Below are 22,693 nucleotides of genomic sequence, written 5' to 3' on the forward strand. Positions count from 1 at the left end.
TGACGCTAGGGCAGCGCGACCACCGAGTCGACCAGCGTGGACAGGGGGCGCAGGCCGTGGTCGTTGATGCGCTGGGAGTTGGCCGACGGGGTGATGCCCTCCAGCTTCGCGGCTGCGGCGTTGTCCAGGCCGGCCCTCAGATGCACCCAGCTCCGGCGGCTCCCCGGGCTGAGCCCTGCCAGCTGGGCATCAATGACCCGGAGTGTGGGATCGGCCAGGGGATTCGCCCCGGCCCGGGCATCGACCAGCGCGGTGCGGGAGGTGCGATTCCCCGGCTGCCGGGACAGCGACTCCGCGCGTTCGATGGCCTCCCGGGCCCCCCACCATGCCGAGCCGTCCTGGATGCCGCGCTTCGGGTCGATGACCTGGACCTCCCCGCCGCCCAGGCCGCAGCGCACCTCCGCGACCCCCAGCAGCTCGTCGCGTAGCCTCAGCATCGCTGCGATCGCCTGCCCAAGGGTGGCGTAGATCCCCTGGATCTCATCGCCCACCGTCACCCGCAGCGGGTCCAGGGGCGGATGGTTCTCGTTGCAGACCTCGATGGCCTTCAGCAGGGCCTCGTGAACGCGTGCGCGCTCAGAGACACGGGACCGCACCACGTCACCCAGTAACGCCACGCATTCAGCAATGTTCTTCATACAGATTACCTTAAGTTATTCTCTTAATCTGTGGCCGCTGGGGTGCGTGGCAGTCGCCGCGATGTGGCCAATTGCAGGATGTGGTCGCGGAACAGTTCCGCTGATGGCAACAAACGACGGCCTGCCGCCCAGCTGAGACCGATCTCACGGAAGGCGTCATCCTCTGCCAGTACCTGCAAACTTACCCCCGCAACACTACGCCCTGGCCCCAAAGCCACCCCGAGCCCGGCCGCGACGTAGCCATAGAGCGTCGGCAGGTCATCGGCGACGAGCGCCACCTCGGCCTCGACGCCGCGGCGGGCCAGCAGGCCATCTGTCACGGTGCGCAGCTGCGACGTCGGGCGCATCGCTATCAGGCGTTCCCCGCCCAGCTGGGCTATGGGGATGGGGCCGGGGGCGGCGGCGAGTGGATGCCCGTCGGCCAGCAGCAGGCGGATCGGCTCGCGCATCAGGCCCCGCCAGTGATGCGCACGGCTGGGCGGCCTGAGCGTCGTCAGCTCCAGGTCAACTTCGGAGCCCGTCCCCGTGGCCGGGATCGTCTCGTCCTGCCTGGCGCTCAGGTCCAGCTGCACGTCTGGATGCTTCTTCAGGAATCCCGCAGCGAGCTCCGGCATGAGCCAGGAGCCCAGCGACGACGGGAAGGCGACGGTCACCATGCCGGACTCCGGATCCATCAGCTGTGCCACCGCTGCCAGGCCATCGTCGAGCTGGTGGAGCATGGCATCGACGTGATGTTTGAACGTTGCCCCGGCGTGCGTGAGGCGCAGGGTGCGTCCCTCGCGGCGCAGGAGAGGGGCCCCAACCTCGTCGGAGAGCCTCGTCAGGGCCCGGGAGACTCCAGGCTGCGAGGTCCATTCCAGCTCGCTGACCTCGGTGACGGTCGCGCCGTCGGCCACGAGCTGGAACCAGCGAAGGACGTTCGTATCCATATTTATAACCTACATGCATGGATTATCTTACAAACAGGTATTGGACGCATGGAATCTCTGGGCGCAGCATGGAGGCATGAACATTCGGAACCTCATCAACCGCTTCCTCGATTCCGAGTTCGGCGCCTATCCCGCCACCCGTGGCGCTGTGGTCGTGGTGCCGACCCTGACTGCCCGTCCCGCCATCATCCGTACCCCCGAGGCCACTGACCAGACTGAGGTGACCTGGCCTGGCCGCGATTGGGCCCCTGCCCAGTAAAAGACCCGGCCCGTCTGTGGCGGGGTCTGCCAGCAATCATCCTTCGGATCTGGGCTGCGAGCGCTGACCTGCTGCTCGCAGCCCAGTCCTGTCGGCGGGTTTCCTATCCGCCCCAGCAGGTGCGCACGCCGTACTCCACGTTCTTCGACGTGACTCCCGGCGCGGGTGAGCCGCTGACCAGCTCAGTCCCGGTGGCCAGATAGCCTGAGGGTTCCCGGCCCTCCCTGACCTTCGCGACGATCGCCTCAACGCCTTCCCGGGCCATGTTCTGCGGGAACTGCATCGCGGTGGCATCGATGTCGCCGGGCCGCACGGCATTCTTCATGGTCTCGCAGCCGCCGTCGATCGTGACCACGACCACTTTCGCCAGGTCCTTGCCCGCCGCTTTCAGCGCCTCGACGGCTCCCAGCGCAGCCGGCTCATTGACCGCATAGACCACGTTGATCTCCGGGCTCCTGCCGAGGGCCTCGGCCATGGCCTGCTGGGCCGTGGCCTGGTCACCTTGGGTGTCAGCCTGGCCAGCCACCCAGGATGAGTCGGAAGGCATCCCGAATCCGTCACGGAACCCGGTGCCCCGGTTCTCGCCCGACGCGATGCCGGGCGCCAGGTTCAGCATCATGACCTGCGGTGCCAGGCCGAGTTCGTCGATCTTCGCCCGCGCGTACTGTCCGACCAGTTCCCCGGCCCGTGTGTTGTCGGTGCCGAAGTAGGCGTTCGTGGTCTCCTGGGGATCCATCGGGGTGTCGAGGGCGATCACGGTGATGCCTTTGTCGCGAGCAGTCTGGATGTCGGCGTCCAGGGCCTTGGAGTCCGTCGGGGCGATGAGGATCCCGTTGACCCCCTTGGCGACCATGTCGTTGAGGGCGGCGCGCTGTGACTCGACGTCAACGTCGCTGTCACCCGTTGCCGTGGTGAGTGTGGCGCCGGCCTTGTGGGCTGTGTCCTCGGCCACCTTGCGCAACGTCACCCAGTACGGGTTGGTTTCCTGCTTCGTGATGAGTCCTATGCTGACCGGCGGCCGGTTGTCGGCGCAGGCGCCCAGGGCGAGAGTGATGACGACGACCAGGGCGGCAGCCAGCCATCGCGAGGGGGTTCTCATGATGCTTCCTTCCTGGTGTAGAACAGGTCGTAGGCGGCGTAGGCGCACACGAAAGCCAGGCACACGGCAGGCACGATGAAACCGGCCGCGGAGCCCGCGACGTCCATCACCCGGGCTTGGACCATCGGGATCAGGGCGCCGCCGAGGATGGCCATCACCAGGCCGGCGGAGCCGAACTTCGCGTCATCGCCCAGCCCCTTCAGCGCCAGGCCGTAGATGGTGGGGAACATCAGCGACAGCGCCGCCGAGATGCACACCACCGCGATCAGTCCGGCGATGTTCAGCACGAAGACCGAGGTCAGGCAGCAGGCCACCCCGAAGACCGCCATGATCAGCAGGAGCAGCGCGGGACGCACCACGCCGAGGACGAAGACCATCACGAACCGAGCTACCAGGAACAGCAGCAGGCTGCCCTGCAGCCACCAGCCCGCGGCCTCGGGGGAGAAGCCGACCACGTCCTGGGCGTAGATGATGGTGTAGGTCCAGGCGCAGGTCTGAGCAGCCACGTTGAAGAACTGCGCGATGACGCCGTAGCGGTAGAGCTTGTTCGCCCACAGGCGCCCGAACCTGCCGCCCCCATTCGCGGGAGCAGGGGTCTGCGGGGGGAGTGGGAGCTTGCGGAACGCGATCAGCAGCCAGATGATCACCAGGGCAGTCGCGATGCCGAGGTAGGGGCCGAGCACCAGGTTCAGGTCGGCCTCCTGCGCGGCGAGGGCGTCCTGCTCGGTCATGATGGACTTCGCGGTCTCCGGCGTCAGGTGCGGCAGGATCAGCACCGCGCCCATCAGGACACCCAGGTTGGCGCCGATCGGGTTGAATGCCTGGGCCAGGTTTAGGCGACGGGTGGATGTGGCCTCGTCGCCCATCGCGATCACGAGCGGGTTCGCGGAGGTTTCCAGGATGGAAAGCCCCGAGGCCAGGGTGAACAGGGCCAGCAGGAACAGTCCATAGGCAAGGGTCTTTGCCGCGGGAATGAAGAGAAAACCACCTGCTGCCGCGAGACCCAGGCCGGTCAGGAGGCCCGCTTTGAAGCCGAACCGCTGGTTGATCATGGCGGCTGGGATCGCCAGCAGGAAATAGGCGCCGTAATAGGCGAACTGCACCAGCGATGACTCCAGGTTCGTCATGGTGAAGATGCTCCGGAAGACGCCGACCAGCACGTCGGTGAGATTGGCCGACGTGCCCCATGCGGCGAAGCACAGCAGGAGCAACAGGAAGGGGACGCGCAACTCCTTCGCTACCAGCGGAGAACGTTGCTGGGGTGGTGGGGCGGTCATGTGACCTCCTTTTCCTGGGCTTCCTCGCCCTCTAGCGTCTCGTCAGTCTAACTCCGTGGCGCAGCATTGTGGTCGGTGATTTGTGGAAGATTTGGATGCATGCACGCATACTCATGGGCTGTGGTGGTGCTGGGGTTCCTGTTTGCCACCTTGGCGGGCACCCCGGTGGTGCGGGGAATGTTCCGCTTGGTCGACTGGCAGACGCGCCGCGAGGCCATGCGCCGCGAGGCCATCGAGATCGGGGAGGGCGGCCCGGAGCTGATCGATCTCAGGCTGGTCAAAGCCGGGAAGGAGCTGCCAGGGGGCCGCTGGATCGGTCTCCTTGAGCGTGCGGCGGCCTATGCCTGCATCGTCGCCGGGTTCGCGGGAGGCATCGCCGTGGTGATGGTGGTCAAGGGTTTCGGACGCTACCCGGAGTTGCGCACTCCCGATACGGCCAAGAGCGAGCGTTTCATCATCGGCACCCTCGCGAGCCTGCTGTGGGCCGCGCTGTGGGCAGGCATTACGCTGCTATTGCGCTGAGGACTTCGCCAGGCTGGGTCCCCGAAAGAAGTATCAGGTTCTGGCTGGAAGTGGACAAACAATCTGACCGGACTGGTTCCCGGCGCATCCCTCTCTTTAAAACGACAGAATTGCAGACGTCCTGCCGGTATTACATTCAATCGGAATTGTGCTGTACCCTTCGGCTGTTGGTCATCAGGGGGGAAACAATGCCAGAGGTCATCGTTGGCGCTCATGCCGCAATGCCAGCCGAACGGGCTGATCAGGAACGTTTCTACGCGCAGCTTGCTGAACGCAACCTGGCCACCGCGCTTGAGATTCCCTTCTCGGACTCCATCCATGAGGATATGGATTGGTTCGCCGCGCAGATTCGTGGCCGTTTCCGCAACTGCGTCGTCACGGGTATTCCGGGCACGGTGAGACGTCTTGAGAAGGAGCCTGCCTTCGGGTTGGCATCTACCGATGACGCGGCCAGGAAGGCTGCTGTCGCATGGACTGCCGAGGTGAGGAAAGCCGCCGAGGAGCTGAACCAGTTAACCGGGGAACAGTCCGTTTCATTCGTCCATATTCATTCGGCACCCGGTGTCAGGGCATCGGCTGAGGCTTTTCAACGCTCTCTGGCCGACGTGGCGGCGGACACCCGGTTCTCCGCGGAAGTGGTGATTGAGCACTGCGACGCCTATTCGCCCATCTTTCCCGGGGACAAACGTTTCCTCAGCCTCATCACGGAACTCGCTGTCGCCGATGAATTCGGATTCGCGGTCAACTGGGGAAGGTCCGCGCTTGAATGGCAGAATCCCGACCGCCCCCGCCAGCACGTTGAGATCCTCGCCGAGGCCGGGCGGCTTCGCGGGCTGATCTTCTCTGGGGTCGCTGCCGTGAACACCCAGTGGGGGAGGGCCTGGGCCGATCTTCAGCTACCCCTGTCTACCGACGAGCCTGCCTCGCTGATGACGCCGCAGCGGGTGGCCGAATGTCTGGCAGCTTCCGGAGACCAGCCCGCCTACGTCGGGGCGAAGGTCAAGGCTCCGGCCGGCGCTGACGTAGAGACCCGGCTGGGAATCATCTCGGCCGTGGCGCATCTGCTCAACAGTTGACCGGGGTAAGAGACGCTCTGCTCTCCCTGTGCTCCGTTTTCCACGGCTATTTCCGCACCCAGGCTCGTACCGAGGAGGCCGAGACTGCCAGCACCAAGAGAACCGTCATCGCGGTGGTCAGCAGGCCTATGAAGCTGTTGTAGTCGAGCACCAGGAGACTGAGGATCGCGTTCAGCGATGACGTGGTCATGACACAGACCCAGGCCCAGCGGAACCGTGCCACCGTCAGCACCCACAAGGTGACCTCGAACAAGGAGCCCACCAGTATCGATATCGCCGACACCTCCGGGTCGGCGGCCGACTCGGTGATGTTGATGATGAGGCTGATCAGCGCGAACAGGCCGCCGAACAACAGTGGGGTGGGCGGGATGTGGTGCCGGGCCACGGTGTTGTCCTCCTGAAACATCTCCGGCTCAGGATTCCGGCAGGCCGCCTCCGACACATCGACGACGGGCAGGTGGCCGTCCGTCTGGATGGCGTCTCCGCCGCCATTGCGGGAATGGTAGGCGGTGGAGAACTTGTCGATGACCCGCACCTCGATGTCGTGGTCCGCGTAGCGCAGCGTGTTGATGATGAAGTCGCGCTCGGCGTCGGTGTCCGCGTCGATCTTGTGGGTGATCTGGCCGGTGAACATCGACAGGCCGACGCTTCGGTCATAGGTGCCGGCCGCCAGGAAATCCACATGCTGTCCGCCCGGCAGATGCCAGCCCTCGGGGGCCGGCCAGAAGCGGACGTGGTGACGTTTGGAGGCATTCCCCTCGACCTCCTGCTGGTAGGCGAAGGCATGCTTGCGGCGGAACAGGTAGAGGTTCGACACGGGGGCGGCCGGGTAGGAGCGCCTGAACAGCGAGGAGACGATGATGCCCCAGGCGGAACGCAGCGTGATCTCGTCGGCGAGTGTCCAGCCCGCGGCCTGCATCGCGGCGTGGATGTCCTTCTCCTTGCCGTCGAAGGCCAGATTGACGGGGTCGCCGAGGATGCCGTCGCCCGTCCTGGTGCGTCCGATGAAGTAGTCGGGCACATACCAGAGCGTGAAGAGCTGATGGATCCTGGGAATCGCCAGGTAGGTTGTGACCAGCCAGAAAACCGCGAAATGAAGCCCCCAGAGCCGGTCCCCCGGGAGGGCATGCAGCAGCATGATGATGGCGAGCCAGGCCACCAGCGCCAGCGCCAGCAGGACGAAGAAGGCGGCGACCACATCCCAGACGGGGGTGCGCTTGCGCCCGCTCACCTTGGGTTTGCGCGAGACGTAGACGGGGGGCCTGGCGGGAATCGGGTACCGGCTGCGACTGCGTGGGGCAGCCGGAGCCCTGCCTGAAGAGTCGTTCCCCGTCATCCGTGTCTTCCTGATCAGAGGCCATGCGTTGCATACGTTACCCGCAGAGACTCTCCAGGCGGTGCTCAGCCTCGCTTCAGGCGGACCCTGTCCTTCTGCCCCAGCACAACCTTGCGGATCCGCACCACCGCCGGGGTCACCTCCAGGCACTCGTCGGCGGCGCAGAACTCCAGCTGCTGCTCCATCGACATCAGGCGGGGCGGGATCAGGCGTTCCAGCTCCTCGCCGGTGGAGGAGCGGACGTTGGTGAGTTTCTTCTCCTTGGTGGGGTTGACATCCATGTCCTCGGGCCGGGGATTCTCGCCGACCACCATGCCTTCGTACACTTCGGCTCCCGGACCCACGAACATCGTGCCCCGCTCCTGCAGGTTGAACAGCGCATAGGACGTGACGGCCCCGGTCCGGTCAGCCACCAGCGATCCCGTGGGGCGGGTGCGGAAATCACCCGCCCAGGGTTCGTAGCCCTCCGCGACGTGGTTCATGATCCCGGTGCCGCGGGTCTCCGTCAGGAACTCGGTGCGGAACCCGATCAGGCCACGCGCCGGCACCAGGAACTCCATCCGTACCCAGCCGGTGCCGTGGTTGACCATCTGCTCCATGCGCCCGCGCCGCAACCCCATCAGCTGGGTGATCACACCGACGAACTCGTCGGGGGCGTCGATGGTGAGGCGTTCGATCGGCTCGTGGACCTTCCCGTCGACCACCCGTGTCATCACCTGCGGCTTGCCAACGGTCAGTTCGAAGCCTTCGCGGCGCATCATTTCCACCAGCACCGCCAGCTGCAGCTCACCGCGGCCCTGCACCTCCCAGGTGTCGGGACGGTCCGTCGGCTTCACCCGGATGGAGACGTTGCCGATCAGCTCCTGATCCAGTCGCGCCTTCACCAGCCGCGCCGTCAGCTGCTTGCCCGACTTCCCCGCCAGGGGCGAGGTGTTGATGCCGATCGTCATGGAGATCGACGGCTCGTCCACGTGGATCAGCGGCAGCGGCTTCGGATCGTTAGGGTCGGAGAGGGTCTCGCCGATCGTGATCTCCGGGATGCCCGCGATGGCGACGATGTCGCCCGGTCCGGCCTGTTCCGCCGGGACCCGGTCCAGGGCTTCAGTCATCAGCAGCTCGGTGAGCTTCACGTTCTGCACGCTGCCGTCGTGCCGGCACCACGCGACCTGCTGGCCCCGCCTCAGCTTGCCCGCGACGACGCGGCACAGCGCCAGCCGCCCCAGGTAGGGGGAGGCATCCAGGTTTGTCACGTGAGCCTGGAGGGTCGCGCCCTCCTCGTAGCTGGGGGCGGGCACGTTCTCCAGGATGGTCTCGAACAGCGGCTCTAGGTTCTCCGAGTCCGGCATTCCGCCGTCCGCGGGCTGGGCCAGGGAAGCACGCCCGGCCTTCGCGGAGGCGTAGACGATGGGGAAGTCCAGGGCGTCGGCCGCGTCGTCGTCGAGAAGGTCCATGAATAGGTCGTAGGTCTCCTCCACTACCGCGGAGATGCGGGCGTCGGAACGGTCCACCTTGTTGACCACCACGATCAGCGGCAGCTTCTTTGCCAGGGCCTTGCGCAGCACGAACCGGGTCTGCGGCAGCGGCCCCTCGGAGGCATCCACCAGCAGCACCACCCCGTCGACCATCTCCAGGCCACGTTCCACCTCACCGCCGAAGTCGGCGTGGCCGGGCGTGTCGATGATGTTGATGGTCACCTCCCGCCCGTCGGCCATCTGGTGCCGCACGGCGGTGTTCTTCGCCAGGATGGTGATGCCCTTCTCTCGTTCCAGGTCCATGGAGTCCATGACACGCTTGTTGACGTCGGAACCCTCCCGGAAAGCGCCCGACTGCCACAGCATGGCGTCAACGAGCGTCGTCTTCCCGTGGTCGACGTGAGCGACGATCGCGACGTTGCGCAGGTCTTGGCGGATAGGCATGCAGGCTCCTCGGTTCGGTGGCTGGACCGCGGGAAAGTGTACGCCCAGGACCCCCGGTTCTCGTCGCACTGCCGCCCTGAGAGGACACAATCGCCCCGTGCCGGCGGTCGCGACGGAGCCGCTGGCACGGGGCGTGTGATAGCTGGTCAGCTCTTGAGCTTCTCAGCCTGGGCTTTGAAGACCTCCACTGCCAGGGCCGGGTCGGGGTCCTGGCCGTTGAACGACGCCGACTGGGCCATGATGGTGGTGCTCTCCGCGGTGCCGATCACCACGTAGGTCTTCATATCGGTCTCTTTGCCATTGGTGGTGAATTGCTGCTCGCTCTTGACCGCAACGAGATCGGAGGCGCCATCGATGTCGGGTGCCTGGTCCATGGAGAGGTCTGCTTCAGCGGCGACCCGTTCACGGTCCCGGTGACGGAGGTGCACTTCTGCGCGTAAGCCTTGTACTTGCCAGGGGCGGCTGTGTCGGTGCTCAGCAGGACGGTGGCAACTCCAGAGTCGTTGCTCCCGGCAGAGCCGGCCACGAGCTGTGTGAGGCCCGTGCTGGCGCAGTCGGCGGGCTCGATCTGAGCATCGACGTTCTGCAGGATCTTGTCCATGTCCGGGAGCTGGGGCAGCCTCTGGAAGGTCACTCCTGCCGCCTGGCCGGTCAGGATCTTGGACTCCAGGTCGGAATCGGAACTGGAGTTGTTCGCCGATGGTGCGGCCGAGGTGGCGTCAGGGGCCTTTGTCTGCGTGGCGGCCTGCGACGCTGCCGGCGATGTCTGCTGATCGGCTGCAGAGGAGGGTGATGCTGGATTGCTGTTCGAGCATGCACTCACTCCGAGGGCCGTGACGGCCAGTAGCGCGATTGCAGTGGCGGAAACACGTCGGAACATGACGCTCCTTAACAAGTTCTCGGGGGTATTCAGGCTGTGAGATCCAGTCAGCGGCGATGCGAGGGTCCGCGTCGTCCCCGCCGAGAAAATCTCCTAGTCATCATTGCATCCCGATGGCTCACCCCGGTCGCAGCGTCACGGCCCGGGGAATCGCTCCCGGGGCCGTGACGGGGCTGGGCGTCAGCCCTTGAGCTTTGCGACCTGGGCCTTGAAAAGCTTCATGGTGGTCTCCATGGATGCCTCCTTGCCGGCGGCATTGCCCTCATAGGTCGTGGTCGTGTAGGCCACGACATTGACGCCGCCCACGTTGCCCGTGATCAGGTAGGAGTTGTGGCCTGCGTCCCCCTCGCTGTAGGGGATGCCGTGGTTGGTCACTGTCGCGACGACGTCGGTGGCGCCTTTGATGACGGGGATCTGCTGTATCTGGACATCCAGCAGGATCGGCTCCCCGTTGACGGTTCCGTCGACCCGGGCGCACTTCTTTGCGTACTGCTGATGCTGCTGGGGAGAGGACGTGCCCGTGCCCAGCGCGACCGTCGCGATCTCGTGCCCGGTCGATGCCTGAGAACCCACGACAAGCTGCTCGATGCCGGTCGCATCGCATTCGGCGGGGTCGAGCTGGTACTCCTCGCTGTCGTGGTACAGCGTTTCCAACTCCGTCAGCGGTCCCTTGACATTGGCGCCCAGCTGCTCGAGCGAGAACCCGGCGACCTCGCCGGTCAGGAGCTTGGAGGCCAGGTCGGGATCGGGTGCGCTCGACGTGGTGGAGCCCACATCTTGGGGCAGCAACGCTTGGGAGTCAGCGGAGCTGGAGGACGGCGTGGCCGGGGTGGTGCTTGAGCAGGCGCTCAGTCCGAGGGCGAGAGCGACCAGCGATGTGGCTACGAAGGTAGAGACTGGCTTAGGCATTCGCACTCCTTAGATTTGCACTTGCAAACATTATTGCATGGCGGTGGGCCTCCTTGGCAAGAAGATGCTGCATGCCGCCTTCCTCGCCGCCTCTGGGCCGCTGGCCGCCACCGCAGCCCTGGCTGCCCGCTGGCACTCGTCAAGGGTGACCTGAGACAGTGCGCGGCGCACCGGTTCCAGGGCGCGCAGCGACATGGACAGCGACGTCACGCCGAGACCCACCAGCACGGGAGCCATCTCGGGGTCGGCCGCCGCCTCGCCACAGACTCCCACCGGCTTGCCGGCCTTCCGGCCCGCATCACCCACCAGATCCAGTAGCCGCAGCACCGCGGGCTGCCAGAGGTCTTGCAGGGCCCCCAGGCCGACCGCCTGCCGGTCAGCGGCCATCGTGTACTGGGCCAGGTCGTTGGTACCGATGCTGACGAAGTCCACCTCGGCGAGGATCTCCGCGGCCTGGAGAGCGGCCGACGGGGTCTCCACCATCACCCCGGCCCGCCCGAGGCCGGCGGACCTGGCCAGCGAGGCGAACTCGGCGGCCTCACCGGGGGTGGAGATCATCGGGGCCATCACCCAGGTCTCGGCATTGCTAGCCTCGGCGGCTCGTGCGATCGCCTCCAGCTGGCGTGCCAGCACGGCGGGGGAGTGGATCGTGGTCCGGTAACCGCGTATGCCAAGCGCCGGATTGTCCTCGCCGGGAATGGTCAGGAAGGGCATGGGCTTGTCGCTTCCGGCATCCAGGGTGCGCACCACCACCTCCCTGCCAGCGAAGGGCGTCAGGACATCCCAGTAGGTGGCGAACTGCTGCTCGGGGTCCGGCTCAGCCTCGGCATCGAAGAAGCTGAGCTCCGTGCGGAACAGGCCGATGCCCTCCGCGCGGGCAGCTGCCGCAGCCTGAGAATCGGCGGCGGACCCCACATTGGCCAGCAGCGGCACCGGGACTCCATCCCGGGTCGATCCCGGCCCGCCCAGCGCCTCGAGCGGTGCCGGGGAGGTGCGGGCTCCCGCGCGCTGCGACTCACTGGGGGAGACCACGACCTCGCCCGAGGAGCCGTCCACCAGCACCTCCGCGCCGTCGGGGATGCCCAGGGCATCGGCGAAACCGACCACGGCGGGGATGCCCAGGCTGCGTGCCAGGACGGACGTATGGGAGGTCGGGCCGCCACCGGCGGTGACGATCCCAAGGCAGTGGTGGCCGGTCAGGGTGGCGGCCTCGGCGGGCGCCAGGTCATGGGCGACCAATACGAATGGCTTGTCGGACTTCGGCACTCCGGGCATGGGACGGTCCAGCAGGTGGCAGATCACGCGGTCGCGGATGTCGGTGATGTCGGTGACGCGCTCAGCGATGATCCCGCCAGTCGCGGCCAGCCGGTCCACGATGCCGTTCGCCGCTCCCCAGATGGCTGTCGCCGCTCCTGCCCCGAGCGCGTCGATCAGGGCCTCCGCCGATCCTCGCAGCTCGGGATCCCGGGCCAGGACCGCAGTGGCTCGCAGGATCTGCCCAGCCTCGGTCCCGGCAGCGTCGGCTCGCCTCTCGTAGTCCGCCGCAACGTCCTCCAGGGCTGTGGCCAGCCTGGTTTTCTCAGCGGCAAGACGCCTAGGCTTCAGAGGCGTCTCAGCAGGAGGCTCCGTCATGGGGGCAGCCATCACCCGGGCGATGCCGACCACGCGGCCAGGGCTGACTCCCTGCTGGCCGGTGACCACGACCGGCGAGGCAGCCGTCCCGCCACGTTCCCCGAAGCCGTTCTCGACGAGCGCCACCAGGGCCGCCACCACGTCGCCGGCCTGCGGCCCGCGCGCCCCGATCCACACCTCGTCCCCTTGCCGGGCGTTCAGCGTCGCCAACGCGATCGACGACGTCGCCGATCCCTCCAGGTCGTGGCACCGCAGCCGCACCTCGGCATCGAAACGCCCCGCTTCCGACACCAGCAGGGCCGCGGGACGGGCATGCAGCCCGGCCGGATTCGGCAATGTCGCCCGGGCCTCCGCCTCGGCCGTCCAGGCAGCATGGGGATCCCCTGAGGGGGTGTTGTCTGCCTCCACACCGAGGGCGACCCGTTTCGGGGTGAGTGCCGCGCGGGCGTCGCCGGCCACTTCCTCCAGGGTGCCACCCAGCGCCGCGCGCACCGTGGCCGCCAGCAGCCCCTCCACGAACGGCGCCTCGACCAGGATGGCACTCACGTCCCCGGCCAGGTCAAGGGCGAACTCCGCGCTCAGCACCGCGGAGCCGAGATCCATCAGGACCACGACGCCCGCGCCTCGGTCCGCGGACCGGATGGCGTCGGCCACCCCAATGGCGTCTGTGCCGAGCCGCCCGTCCTGGGTGCCGGCCGCGATCCTGATCTCGGGCAGGGGGCTGCCGTGCAGCATCTGCAGCGACAACTCGACCGCGGCCTCGGCCAGCGCCTGGGAGTGGGAGACGGCGACGATCCCGACCAGAGCCATCGATCAGCCCTCCCGGAGTGCGGTCGCGAGCGCCTCGAACAGGTAGGTGGCGGAGGTTGCCCCAGGATCCTGGTGCCCTGCGGAACGCTCTCCCAGATAGGAGGCGCGACCCTTCCGTGCGACCAGCGGGATGCCCTCGTCGCGGCCCTGCCGGGCCGCTGCGGCAGCCGCCTCGGCCGCTGCCAGGGGGCCGTCGTCCACGGCGGCCTCGAAGGCATCGGCGGCTGGGGTCAGCGCATCCACCATCGTCTTCTCCCCGACGGCCGTCCTGCTGCGTGCCGTTACGCCGTCGCAGCCAGCCTTCAGGGCCGCGGCGAAGGTTGGTAGCGAGGCATCCTTGACCTCTCCGAGCGCCATCCCCAGCTTCATGAAGAAGGTGCCGTACAACGGCCCGGAGGATCCGCCAACGGTGCCCACGAGAGTCATGCCCGCGGACTTGAACATCGCCCCGAGCGGCGGCGTCCCAGCGCCGTGCAGTTTCTTCACCACCGCCTTCATGCCGCGGGCCATGTTGGTGCCGTGGTCGGCGTCGCCGATAGCCGAGTCCAGGTCGGTCAGGAACGTCTTGTTGGCGTCGATGATGTCGGCAAAACCCCTCAGCCAGGCCACGCACTGGGCGTGGGTGATCATCACATCCCCCACCGCAGCCCCGCCGTCTTCACCGGTGCATCCCACAGAGCCAGCAGCTCTGGGTCGGCCTTCAGGAGGGTGACGGAGCAGCCCGCCATGTCGAGGCTGGTGATGTAGTTGCCGACCAGGTTGCGCGCCACCCGCACGCCGGCGGCGTCGAGCAGGGCCTTGACCTCGCCATACATCAGGTACAGCTCGATGAGGGGAGTGCCGCCCATACCGTTGACCATGACGATCACCTCCGAACCGGTGAAGTCGTGGTCGGCGAGGATGGGGCCCACCAGCCGGCCCGCGATGTCCTGGGCGCCGGCCAGCGGCTCACGGTGCCGGCCCGGCTCGCCGTGGATGCCGATGCCGATCTCCATCTGGTCGGTGGGCAGGTCGAAGGTCGGCCTGCCCGCGGCGGGAACGGTGCAGGAGGTCAGCGCCATACCCATGGAGCGGCCGTGCTCGTTGACCCTGTTCGCGACGGCGGCCACCGCATCCAGGTCGCGTCCCTCCTCGGCGGCGGCACCCACGATCTTCTCCAGCAGCACCGTCAGGCCGACGCCCCGGCGTCCCGCGGTGTACAGCGAGTCCTCGACGGCAACGTCGTCGGCGACCACCACCGTCGCCACGCGCACGCCAGCGTCGGCGGCCAGCTCCGCCGCCATCTCGAAGTTCATGACATCGCCCGTGTAGTTCTTCACGATGTGCAGCACCCCCGCACCCGCCTCAGCGCCGGTGGTGGCGGCCAGCATCTGGTCGGGGGTAGGGGAGGTGAACATCTCGCCTACGCAAGCCGCATCCAGCATCCCGGTCCCGACGAAACCGCCATGCAGTGGCTCATGGCCGGAGCCACCCCCGGAGATCACCGCGACCTTCCCGGGGCGGGTGGGCTCGGCGCGGAAGATCACGCGGTTGTCATGGTCGACGCGGACATTCTGGTCGGCGGCCCCAATGCCCTTGAGAGCCTCCGCTATCACGTCGTCGGGTGAGTTGATCAGTTTCTTCATCGCGGTGCTCCTGCTTCGTCGCTGCCGGATCCAACCGGGCCTAATAGATGCTCGCGCGAAACCGCATGAGGTTCAAGCGGGGGCGCGTCCACTGAACGGCTGTTTCGCCTGTTTTGACGTGAGCAGCGGCCATCCCCGACTGGGGTTCCCCGGAGGACATGGGTAGGATGCCGAGGTAAGGCCCCGGCTTTGCTGGGGCTTGTTTCGTGTTCTTGGAGGAACCAATGCCTGGTGTTGTCGTGGTCGGTGCCCAGTGGGGCGACGAGGGCAAGGGCAAGGCCACCGACCAGCTCGGTGACCGCGTCGATCTGTGTGTCCGCTACTCGGGCGGCAACAACGCGGGCCACACTCTCGTGGTCGGCGGGGAGACCTTCGTGATGCACCTGCTGCCCTCCGGGATCCTCAACCCGGGCACCACCACCGTGATCGGCAACGGCGTGGTCGTGGACCTGGACGTGCTGGCCGAGGAGCTGCAGATGCTCTCATCGCGGGGCATCGAGGTGCCTCACCCCCTGATCAGCGCCAACGCCCACATCATCACCGAATACCACAAGGTGCTGGACAAGGTTACCGAACGTTTCCTGGGGAAGCGGCGCATCGGCACCACCGGGCGTGGAGTCGGCCCCGCCTACTCCGACAAGGTCAACCGGATGGGGGTGCGCATCCAGGACATTTTCGACGAGCCGATCCTCAGGCAGAAGGTGGAGGCCGCCCTCGACCAGAAGAACCAGCTGCTGGTGAAGGTCTACAACCGCCGCCCCATCGAGGCAGATGAGATCGTGGCGGCGCTCCTGGCGCACGCCGACGCCATCCGTCCCCACGTCATCGACTCGGGCCGGTACATCAACGATGCGCTCGACCGCGGTGAGGTGGTGCTGTTCGAGGGCGCCCAGGCCCATCACCTGGACGTCGACCACGGCACCTACCCGTACGTGACGTCGTCGAACCCGATCGCGGCGGGCGCCTGCACCGGGGCGGGCGTCGGCCCCACCCGCATCGACCGGGCCATCGGCATCGCGAAGGCCTACACCACCCGGGTTGGCGAGGGGCCGTTCCCCACCGAGCTGCGCGACGAGAACGGCGAGCGGCTCCGCCGCGACGGCGGTGAGTTCGGAGCCACGACGGGACGGCCGCGCCGCTGCGGTTGGTTCGATGCCCTCGTGGTGGAGCAAGCGGCGAAGATCAATGGCTTCACCGACATCTTCCTGACCAAGCTGGATGTCCTGTCCGGCTGGGAGACGATCCCGGTGTGCGTGGGCTACGACGTCGGCGGGGTCCGGCACGACGTGATGCCGGTCACCCAGTCGGACGTCCACCACGCCGCGCCGGTTTACGAGGAGCTGCCCGGCTGGGCGGAGGATATCTCCACCTGCCGCACCTTCGACGAGCTGCCCGCGAACTGCCAGGCCTATGTGAGGCGCCTGGAGGAGCTGATCGGATGCCGGATTTCGGGCATCGGCGTCGGTCCGGGACGCGAACAGACGATCGTGATCAACGACCTGCTCTGATCGGCCGCGGCCTGGGTTGCCGCCGCCTCAGCTCCGCGGCGCACCCTTCTCCGCAGGCGCGGCATCTGAGCCCCGGTATGTCGGCTTTTGGGTCGATTTCCAGCGGCTTTCACTGAAAATCGCCCATCTACCCAAAAGTTAGGTGAAGATGGGCCATGGCCTCTGTGGAATCTGGCAGGAAAAACGCTGAACAGGGCTGGTCCGGACAGTCATCGGGCATCGGCCCAGGCAAAGCGCGGCCTGACGCCCTGCGCCTTGCCCGGGAGCTACTCCAGGATTCGGAGGGCGACTCCGATGACGAACTCCTGCGGCGTCTGGAGGCAGTGGGCGACGACGGGATGCTCACCAACGCGGCGTCCCTGCTGCTCGTCGGCAATGGCCGCCCGGTCCTTGAATACCGCCTCAAAGGCGGCCATCAGGAGCTGAGACCGGACGGGGAGCTCTCCGTGCTAGAACAGCTGTCGCTGGTCCTTGATGCTGTGCGCCGGAACAATCCCGAGGTCCAGATGCCGGAGTGGGCCGATCAGGAGACGGCCCCCGCCCTGAGCGAGTCGGCGGCGCGGGAGGCCGTCGTGAACGGGGTGGCCCACCGTGACTGGCGCGGTCCGCGTCTGGTGGAGGTCGAGCAGGAACATCGCTTCGGGGCGCTGCGGGTCAGGAGCCCCGGCGGATTCATCGGTGGCTTCGATGAATACGATGTCTTCTCCCGGCAGCCATTCCCCCGCAACCGGGCTCTGATGAGGCTGCTGGCTGGTCTTGGCCTGGCGGAGAACCGGGGCTCGGGTATCGGACGGATGGTGACGGGCCTGGTCAGAGGCGGCCAGCCCGCACCAACCTTCCGGGAGGTTGAGGGAGCCAGCGTCGAGGTGACGCTGGGGGGAGGACGTCCCCCTGATCCCGCCTGGCAGCTCTGGTTGGCAAAGATCAAGGGTCCCCAGGAGCTGACGGACCACCGGGTGCTGTTGCTGCTGCGCTGGGTGGCCGATCACCGCTGGGTCGACGTCCGCACCGCCTCCCGGATCGCGCACACAACGGAGGCCGAGGCGCGATCCCTGCTCAGGACCCTGGAGGATTCCAGGGTCCTGGGGGCGAGGCTGCTCGTGCCCATCGCCGGGGTGCCGTCGAAGGCCTCCCGGGCACTGACCTTCTCCGCGACCGCCAGGGACTCCCTGGCGGAGCTGTACGACTGGGCGAAGCTCGCGATGCCGGGCCGGGATCGCGAGGCCGTAGCCCGCAGCTACGTCCAGGCGCGGGGACGGTTGTCCACGACAGAGCTGGGATCGATCATCGGCCTGTCGTCGGCCGGGACGGCCCCGCTGATACGCAAACTCGAGAGGGTCGGGGTGATGCGTCCGGCATGGGCCAACCGCAAGGGCCGTGGATTCCATTACGTCCTGACGGAGCCGTCGAGGGAGAAGTCGGCGTAGGGTCTTGAGGATGGGAACCAAGACGACGTGGCGTATCAAACGTATCTACGAAGAACCCTCACCCGAGGACGGCTACCGCGTGCTCGTGGACCGGCTCTGGCCGCGTGGGATCTCGAAGGAAGCGGCACACCTCGATGAATGGTGCAAGGACGTCGCGCCCAGCACCGAGACGCGACGCGAGTTCGGGCACGATCCGGCCCGGTTCGAGGAGTTCAAGACCCGCTACCGCGCGGAGCTGACCGCCTCCGGGGCCGCCGAGGCGCTGGCCGGGCGGCTGGCCGGGCAGAGCGTCGTGACGCTGCTGTACGCGGCGCACGATGTCAAGGACAACCAGGCGGTGGTCCTGCAAGAGGTCCTGGAGAACCAGCCCGGCGGCAGGGCCTGAGCCAAAGCCCCCTCAAAGGGCAGTTTCATGCGCGTTCATGCGCGGCGGACGGGGTGACCAGGATGGCTCCCGGTGAACCCGCCCGGAATGATCAGATGTCCAGCTCCTCAAGGGCGGGATGTTTCATGGCGGCCTCCACCCGGTCGGCCAGCTCTGGATCCTGCCTGCGCAGGTCGTCCAGCGTCGGGAAGACGTCGAGGGTTTTCTCGGTCCGGAACCAGAACTCCGAGTTCCAAGTGCGGGGGTCCTCCCACAGACGGTCGCTGTCCTTGCCCCAGGTCTTGGGGTGGGAGTGTTTCCTCTGGTGTAGGGCGAACTGTCCTCTCTTGGTGGCGTAGACCGTCTGGATGTGAAGCCTGCCCTCCACCTCGCGCTCCAGGCGCAGCAGTCTCCTGCCGCTGAAGCGGACTTTCCGGTGGGAGCCATCCTCGTCGATCGTGAGGTCGACGGTCTCCATGCCCTCCTTGCTGAGTTCGGCCTTCGCAAGATAGTCGCGCAGGGCGGCGGTGATTGCGCGTGAGAGGCCGCCAGCCTCCTGGGCCGCTCGGTCGAAGAGCTCTTGGGCGCTTTCTGAGACATAGATGGTTCGCTGTGGCATAAAGCAAGTATACGTACACCTATACATATAGGCGAGGGTTTACATCAGAGAACCCCGGTTGATGGGGGCTTCATATCTGAAGCGTCTCAGATCCCAGCTGGAAGCTGCAGCAGCGCCCAGCCGTCGTCGAGGCTGACCGCCAGCTCACCGTAGCGCAGCGACACGATGGTCTCGGTGTAGTCCAGGGCGTGCAGCGCGTAGGTCGGTTTGCCCGTGGCGATGTCCCAGATCCTGATAGAACGGTCCATCCCCGAGGTGACCAGGCGGGTGCGGCCCTCCCGGTTCGTCCCCGCCAGGACGGTGTCGCAGAGGTTCTCCTCGCCACTGCTGAGCCGTCCCAGCCGCTGGCCCGTCCCCGGGTCCCAGACGCGGACGATGTAGTCGTCTCCGGTGGTCACCAGCCGGGGTTCCCCGTTCGCGGCGGAGAAGGAGGCCACGCAGGTCATCGGGCATGCCGGTCCTTTGAGCGGCCGCCCGATCTGCCGTCCCGCATCGGGATCCCAGATCCGGATGGCGCCCTCGTCTCCGACGGAGGCCAGCCAGGCGTCCCCGTGCCGGGTGGTGAAGATGCACATGTCCCGGACCGGCCCGGCGTGCCCGGTCAGTGACCTGCCGACCTGGGTGCCCGCGTCCGGGTCCCAGAGCCGGATGCTGCCGTCGCTGCTGGCGGTGGCCAGCCGTGTCTCGCCGAACGGTGTGGTCCAGCTCAGGATGTCGTTGATGCGGGCGGCGTGCCCGGTGAGGGGGGCGCCGACGAGCTGGCCCGACTCGAGATCCCAGATGCGGAGGTTCTCCTGCTCTGCGACGGCCAGCATCTCGGCGCCCCGGGCGTCTGCGAAATGGGCGCTGCAGGTCTCAGCCCAGAACTGGCCAGGATATGCGCATAGTGCCCCGACCCACTGCCCGGTGCCGGTCTCCCAGATCTGGAGGATGTCGTCGTAGGGGTGCCGGATGGTGCCCACCCGCGAGGAGCCGTCGCCTGCCGTGAACCAGGTGACCACCTGCATCTCGTCCAGCTGCTCGACGAACCGCGCTGCCGGGCGCGACTTCGAAGCCGGATCCCAGATCCGGATGGTGTGGTCGCGGGATGCGGAGGCCAGCAGCGGACGTCCGGCCGGGCCGTAGAAGGAGGCGACGGCGGTCACCTGGAAGCCATGGCCGCGCAGCGGCACCCCCACGTCCTCGCCGGTCGCGCGGTCCGTGATCCTGATGTTGTTCTCGTCCGGGGACGCCGCGAGCGAGCGTCCGTAGGAGTCCGTGAACGTGGCCTCCCGTTTGGGTGATGCCCCGGAGGGCGGCGGGTCGAGGGGCTCCTGGACCTCCTCACCCGTGCCGGGATCCCACATCCGCACGGTGGTGTCATCGCTGTATGTGACGAGCAAGGTGCGGCCGTCGAGGGCGTTGCGGCGGGTGATGTCCGTGACGTCGCCGGTGTGGCCCGTCAGCGTCAGGTGCGGGGTCTGAGGGCGGCGTACCGCTTGCCGGACCGACCAGGTGGAGTCGTCGACGGCGCTCGGCGGGATGGAGGTGAACCAGGCGGTCGCGAGCTGCCGGATGCCCTGGCGGTCCTGCGGGCTTGCGTCGCGCAGCAGGTGGTTGGCGGCCAGCAGTCCCGCGACCCGCGGCGGCAGCGTGTACCGCCCGAAGGCCTCCTGCATGATCCGCTGGGTCAGTTCCCGGGAGTTGATGCGGTCTAGGACGAGCTCGTTCTCAGCCAGCTCCTGCAACCATGCCTGCACTCCCGAATGCGCGGGGAGTGTTGCCTCCTCGTCAAGCGGGACGTCAATGTGCGTGGCGGGGGTGGCAGCGGATTGCGGGTGGATGCTCATCTGGCTCCTTGTACCTCTGCGCGCCAATAAATAAAATAAGGTTCTTTCAGAATTCTAGGCGAACCGGGCCAGACCCACGGGTATTCCCCTGTCGGGCGATTGGCCGACAGCCCTCGACGTTCCTTTGTCTTGATTCATGATTGCCGCAGTCGCTGTGCCGGTCTCCGGCGGCAGCTGGCTGCTGGCGCGCCAGGTCCTGGGACGAAACAGTCGGCTCGCCGGGCAGGTGGCGTGGGGGCGCGGGACCCCGGCGAGGTGCTTCGAGGGCCGGGTGCATGGTGCCTCAGCTGTGAATGGCACGATTCAGGGCGGCGAAGGAGCCCGGCGCCTTGGCCGGATGGTTGGGAGATGGCGCGGTTTAAGTTGGCTCCGCCAAAGCAGTGGTGTACCCATGGCCCTTGGAAGTCTTTGTCAGTCCCGAGCATCATGATGTGACACATGGCTGAGCGAATTTCTCCTGAAGGGATGCGAGCGCCCCGTCCAACCATTCGGGTGCTCCGTATGCTGCCGCGTGAATCTTTCCCAGATGGCTATGGCGTTGCGGCCATTCGTAGCAAGCAATGGGATCAGGTGAATATCTCAAAGATCGTCCATCCGCTTATTCAGGATGCGCAGCGCCGATTTAGTGAGGGGTCCCCAGACCTGCACCGAGCGGCAACGCAAGCTGCGGGCCGCCCAGTCTGGGAAGTGCGATCACGCGTTGGAGCTGCATGGCGTGGAGCTGTTCTCCTTGACGAATACGGAGATCCTTGGCTGGTGTGGGCTGCTGAGCATGATATTTTTCATGCGAAAGTCGCCCAGGTTATGCGTGATCCAAGTGCTTGGCTGCCGATACTCGCGGAGTACCGGTTACGCGAACGTGATGAGGCAGAAGAAAAGCTGCTTGGCTGGAGAAGAACTGCTGTCAGGCTATTCCTGCTGGCGGTGGGTGAGGCAATACGATCGGCCCGCATCTGTCCCATCTCCATTCCTCGTCTGCTGGGTGCCAACGGTGATATTACGGGGACCGTTGAGTTGATTCCTGACCCTCCAGCAGAGCCGCTTGAGGATGGAAGTGTTCTGGCGGTTGTTGTGGTTGATATCAGTAAAGATTCCGATGAACTGCTTCGTTTGGTGCTGCCAGTACTCCAGCCGGACGTTGCCAGGATAGATGCCACGTACACCCGGGAAGGCAGCCTGGAGCAGTGGATTACGATCACGCAGGCGAAACTAGGAGGCTTAGTCAGAATGTGTTTCTGTAGAATTCGAGTGCGGCTACTGTGGTGATTGTTTCTGGGAATGTTGTGAAGGGTCTGCGGTAGTCGGTGTGGAGAATTCTCCAGGTTTTGAGGTTGGCGATGACTCGTTCGATCATGTAGCGTATCGCGTTTACTGACTTGTTGAACCTTTTTTCTTCTTCTGTGTGTTGTTGTTTCGGTTGGGTTCGGATGGGGGTGATCATGCCGAGTCCGATGTATCCTTTGTCGCCGATGAGTTGCCCGGTGGTGATGTGGTCGAGTAGGCCGGTTTCTTTGAGTGCGTGTGCGTCATGGGTGCGGCCGGGCATCGGGTCGGAGATGAAGGCGAGCCGTCCTGTCAGGTCGCATGCAACCTGGACGTTGACGCCGGTGGTTTTGTGTTTGCCGGAGTACAGTTCTGGCATGGTGCGCCATGACCAGGTCGGCAGTAGGGTGCCATCGACGATGAGTGGTTCGCTGACATCGAGGTCGTCGACCGTGGGGGTGCAGTCCTGCAGGGCCTGTCCCAGGATGGGCATCCAGGATGCGATGGTTCGAGAGATCGTTTTCTGGGAGACGTGGAACTGGTCGGCAATCGATGCTTGTGTGCGGTTGGATCGCAGATAGATCAAGGCCACAACAACACACTTGTACAGTCCTAGTGTGGGTTTCCGTCCTGCTCGGGAGGCTGGTGCCTCGCGGAGGTCATGGATGCGTGCGACAAGGTCGGTGATCTGTTCGCTGCTAAGACCTGTGCTAGAGTACATGGGAAGGCTCAACTTTCGATTGACTGTGTTGGTACTATCAATTATTCAGGAAGT

Annotated in this window: 22 protein-coding genes; 7 read left to right on the forward strand and 15 right to left on the reverse strand. The window is 66.2% G+C overall.

Translation table 11 applies throughout. From position 1 onward, the window contains the following. Positions 1 to 5: 5 nt before the first annotated feature. Positions 6 to 638 (reverse strand): SatD family protein, encoded by a 633-nt coding sequence (locus SK1NUM_RS02700; RefSeq protein WP_212325052.1) that lies wholly within the window; start codon positions 636 to 638, stop codon positions 6 to 8. A gap of 23 nt (positions 639 to 661) precedes the next feature. After that, positions 662 to 1,567: a LysR substrate-binding domain-containing protein gene (locus SK1NUM_RS02705; protein WP_212325054.1), complete on the reverse strand. Its 906-nt coding sequence runs from the start codon at positions 1,565 to 1,567 to the stop codon at positions 662 to 664. A gap of 76 nt (positions 1,568 to 1,643) precedes the next feature. Here SK1NUM_RS02705 and SK1NUM_RS02710 point away from each other — a divergent pair, with 76 nt between their 5' ends. Beyond that, on the forward strand, positions 1,644 to 1,826 hold the full coding sequence (locus tag SK1NUM_RS02710; RefSeq protein WP_212325056.1) for a hypothetical protein: 183 nt from the start codon (positions 1,644 to 1,646) through the stop codon (positions 1,824 to 1,826). Between the two features lie 103 nt (positions 1,827 to 1,929). Here SK1NUM_RS02710 and SK1NUM_RS02715 read toward each other — a convergent pair whose 3' ends face one another. After that, positions 1,930 to 2,925: a substrate-binding domain-containing protein gene (locus SK1NUM_RS02715; RefSeq protein ID WP_212325058.1), complete on the reverse strand. Its 996-nt coding sequence runs from the start codon at positions 2,923 to 2,925 to the stop codon at positions 1,930 to 1,932. Then, positions 2,922 to 4,202: an L-fucose:H+ symporter permease gene (fucP, locus tag SK1NUM_RS02720; RefSeq protein WP_212325066.1), complete on the reverse strand. Its 1,281-nt coding sequence runs from the start codon at positions 4,200 to 4,202 to the stop codon at positions 2,922 to 2,924. The genes SK1NUM_RS02715 and fucP overlap by 4 nt, the downstream gene beginning before the upstream one ends. Positions 4,203 to 4,301: 99 nt before the next feature. Here fucP and SK1NUM_RS02725 point away from each other — a divergent pair, with 99 nt between their 5' ends. Beyond that, positions 4,302 to 4,724, forward strand: coding sequence for a hypothetical protein (locus SK1NUM_RS02725; protein WP_212325068.1), 423 nt, complete (start codon positions 4,302 to 4,304; stop codon positions 4,722 to 4,724). 188 nt (positions 4,725 to 4,912) lie between these two features. Further along, positions 4,913 to 5,800, forward strand: coding sequence for a DUF4862 family protein (locus SK1NUM_RS02730; RefSeq protein WP_212325070.1), 888 nt, complete (start codon positions 4,913 to 4,915; stop codon positions 5,798 to 5,800). A 46-nt stretch (positions 5,801 to 5,846) separates the two neighbouring features. Here SK1NUM_RS02730 and SK1NUM_RS02735 read toward each other — a convergent pair whose 3' ends face one another. The 8 genes from SK1NUM_RS02735 to dhaK all read right to left on the reverse strand — a co-directional run bounded on the left by SK1NUM_RS02735 (position 5,847) and on the right by dhaK (position 14,908). Then, positions 5,847 to 7,136, reverse strand: coding sequence for an LssY C-terminal domain-containing protein (locus tag SK1NUM_RS02735; protein WP_212325072.1), 1,290 nt, complete (start codon positions 7,134 to 7,136; stop codon positions 5,847 to 5,849). 65 nt (positions 7,137 to 7,201) lie between these two features. After that, positions 7,202 to 9,052 (reverse strand): translational GTPase TypA, encoded by a 1,851-nt coding sequence (gene typA / locus SK1NUM_RS02740; protein WP_212325082.1) that lies wholly within the window; start codon positions 9,050 to 9,052, stop codon positions 7,202 to 7,204. Positions 9,053 to 9,198: 146 nt separating this feature from the next. After that, on the reverse strand, positions 9,199 to 9,336 hold the full coding sequence (locus tag SK1NUM_RS02745) for a hypothetical protein (protein WP_212325084.1): 138 nt from the start codon (positions 9,334 to 9,336) through the stop codon (positions 9,199 to 9,201). After that, positions 9,333 to 9,932 (reverse strand): hypothetical protein, encoded by a 600-nt coding sequence (locus SK1NUM_RS02750; protein WP_212325086.1) that lies wholly within the window; start codon positions 9,930 to 9,932, stop codon positions 9,333 to 9,335. Before SK1NUM_RS02750 ends, SK1NUM_RS02745 begins: the two co-directional genes overlap by 4 nt. A gap of 180 nt (positions 9,933 to 10,112) precedes the next feature. Further along, positions 10,113 to 10,841, reverse strand: a complete 729-nt coding sequence (locus tag SK1NUM_RS02755; RefSeq protein ID WP_212325087.1) for a hypothetical protein — start codon at positions 10,839 to 10,841, stop codon at positions 10,113 to 10,115. A gap of 30 nt (positions 10,842 to 10,871) precedes the next feature. Next, a complete protein-coding gene (ptsP, locus tag SK1NUM_RS02760; RefSeq protein ID WP_212325089.1) occupies positions 10,872 to 13,283 on the reverse strand; it encodes a phosphoenolpyruvate--protein phosphotransferase in 2,412 nt (803 codons plus the stop codon). A gap of 3 nt (positions 13,284 to 13,286) precedes the next feature. After that, complete coding sequence (gene dhaL, locus SK1NUM_RS02765) at positions 13,287 to 13,925, reverse strand: dihydroxyacetone kinase subunit DhaL (RefSeq protein ID WP_396020927.1); 639 nt, start codon at positions 13,923 to 13,925, stop codon at positions 13,287 to 13,289. Further along, positions 13,913 to 14,908, reverse strand: coding sequence for a dihydroxyacetone kinase subunit DhaK (gene dhaK / locus SK1NUM_RS02770; RefSeq protein WP_212325091.1), 996 nt, complete (start codon positions 14,906 to 14,908; stop codon positions 13,913 to 13,915). Before dhaK ends, dhaL begins: the two co-directional genes overlap by 13 nt. Positions 14,909 to 15,120: 212 nt before the next feature. Between dhaK and SK1NUM_RS02775 the strand changes: the two genes are divergently transcribed. From SK1NUM_RS02775 to SK1NUM_RS02785, 3 genes are all read left to right on the forward strand, one after another. After that, a complete protein-coding gene (locus SK1NUM_RS02775; protein WP_212327434.1) occupies positions 15,121 to 16,416 on the forward strand; it encodes an adenylosuccinate synthase in 1,296 nt (431 codons plus the stop codon). A 155-nt stretch (positions 16,417 to 16,571) separates the two neighbouring features. Beyond that, a complete protein-coding gene (locus tag SK1NUM_RS02780; protein ID WP_212325093.1) occupies positions 16,572 to 17,843 on the forward strand; it encodes an ATP-binding protein in 1,272 nt (423 codons plus the stop codon). 10 nt (positions 17,844 to 17,853) lie between these two features. Continuing rightward, positions 17,854 to 18,228, forward strand: coding sequence for a DUF488 domain-containing protein (locus SK1NUM_RS02785; RefSeq protein WP_212325095.1), 375 nt, complete (start codon positions 17,854 to 17,856; stop codon positions 18,226 to 18,228). 91 nt (positions 18,229 to 18,319) lie between these two features. Here SK1NUM_RS02785 and SK1NUM_RS02790 read toward each other — a convergent pair whose 3' ends face one another. Continuing rightward, positions 18,320 to 18,826: an EXLDI protein gene (locus SK1NUM_RS02790; RefSeq protein WP_212325097.1), complete on the reverse strand. Its 507-nt coding sequence runs from the start codon at positions 18,824 to 18,826 to the stop codon at positions 18,320 to 18,322. Positions 18,827 to 18,912: 86 nt separating this feature from the next. Continuing rightward, positions 18,913 to 20,655: a WD40 repeat domain-containing protein gene (locus SK1NUM_RS02795; protein ID WP_212325099.1), complete on the reverse strand. Its 1,743-nt coding sequence runs from the start codon at positions 20,653 to 20,655 to the stop codon at positions 18,913 to 18,915. Positions 20,656 to 21,093: 438 nt separating this feature from the next. Here SK1NUM_RS02795 and SK1NUM_RS02800 point away from each other — a divergent pair, with 438 nt between their 5' ends. Then, positions 21,094 to 21,921, forward strand: a complete 828-nt coding sequence (locus SK1NUM_RS02800) for a hypothetical protein (protein ID WP_212325101.1) — start codon at positions 21,094 to 21,096, stop codon at positions 21,919 to 21,921. On the opposite strand, the gene SK1NUM_RS02805 is transcribed toward SK1NUM_RS02800, so the two are convergent. Continuing rightward, positions 21,878 to 22,639 carry a transposase family protein gene (locus SK1NUM_RS02805; RefSeq protein ID WP_212324267.1) on the reverse strand — a complete coding sequence of 254 codons (762 nt, stop codon included), beginning with the start codon at positions 22,637 to 22,639 and terminating at the stop codon, positions 21,878 to 21,880. The two genes, SK1NUM_RS02800 and SK1NUM_RS02805, sit on opposite strands and share 44 nt — an antisense overlap. Positions 22,640 to 22,693 lie beyond the last annotated feature (54 nt).

It is taken from the genome of Arachnia rubra (genome assembly GCF_019973735.1).
Lineage (GTDB): Bacteria > Actinomycetota > Actinomycetes > Propionibacteriales > Propionibacteriaceae > Arachnia > Arachnia rubra.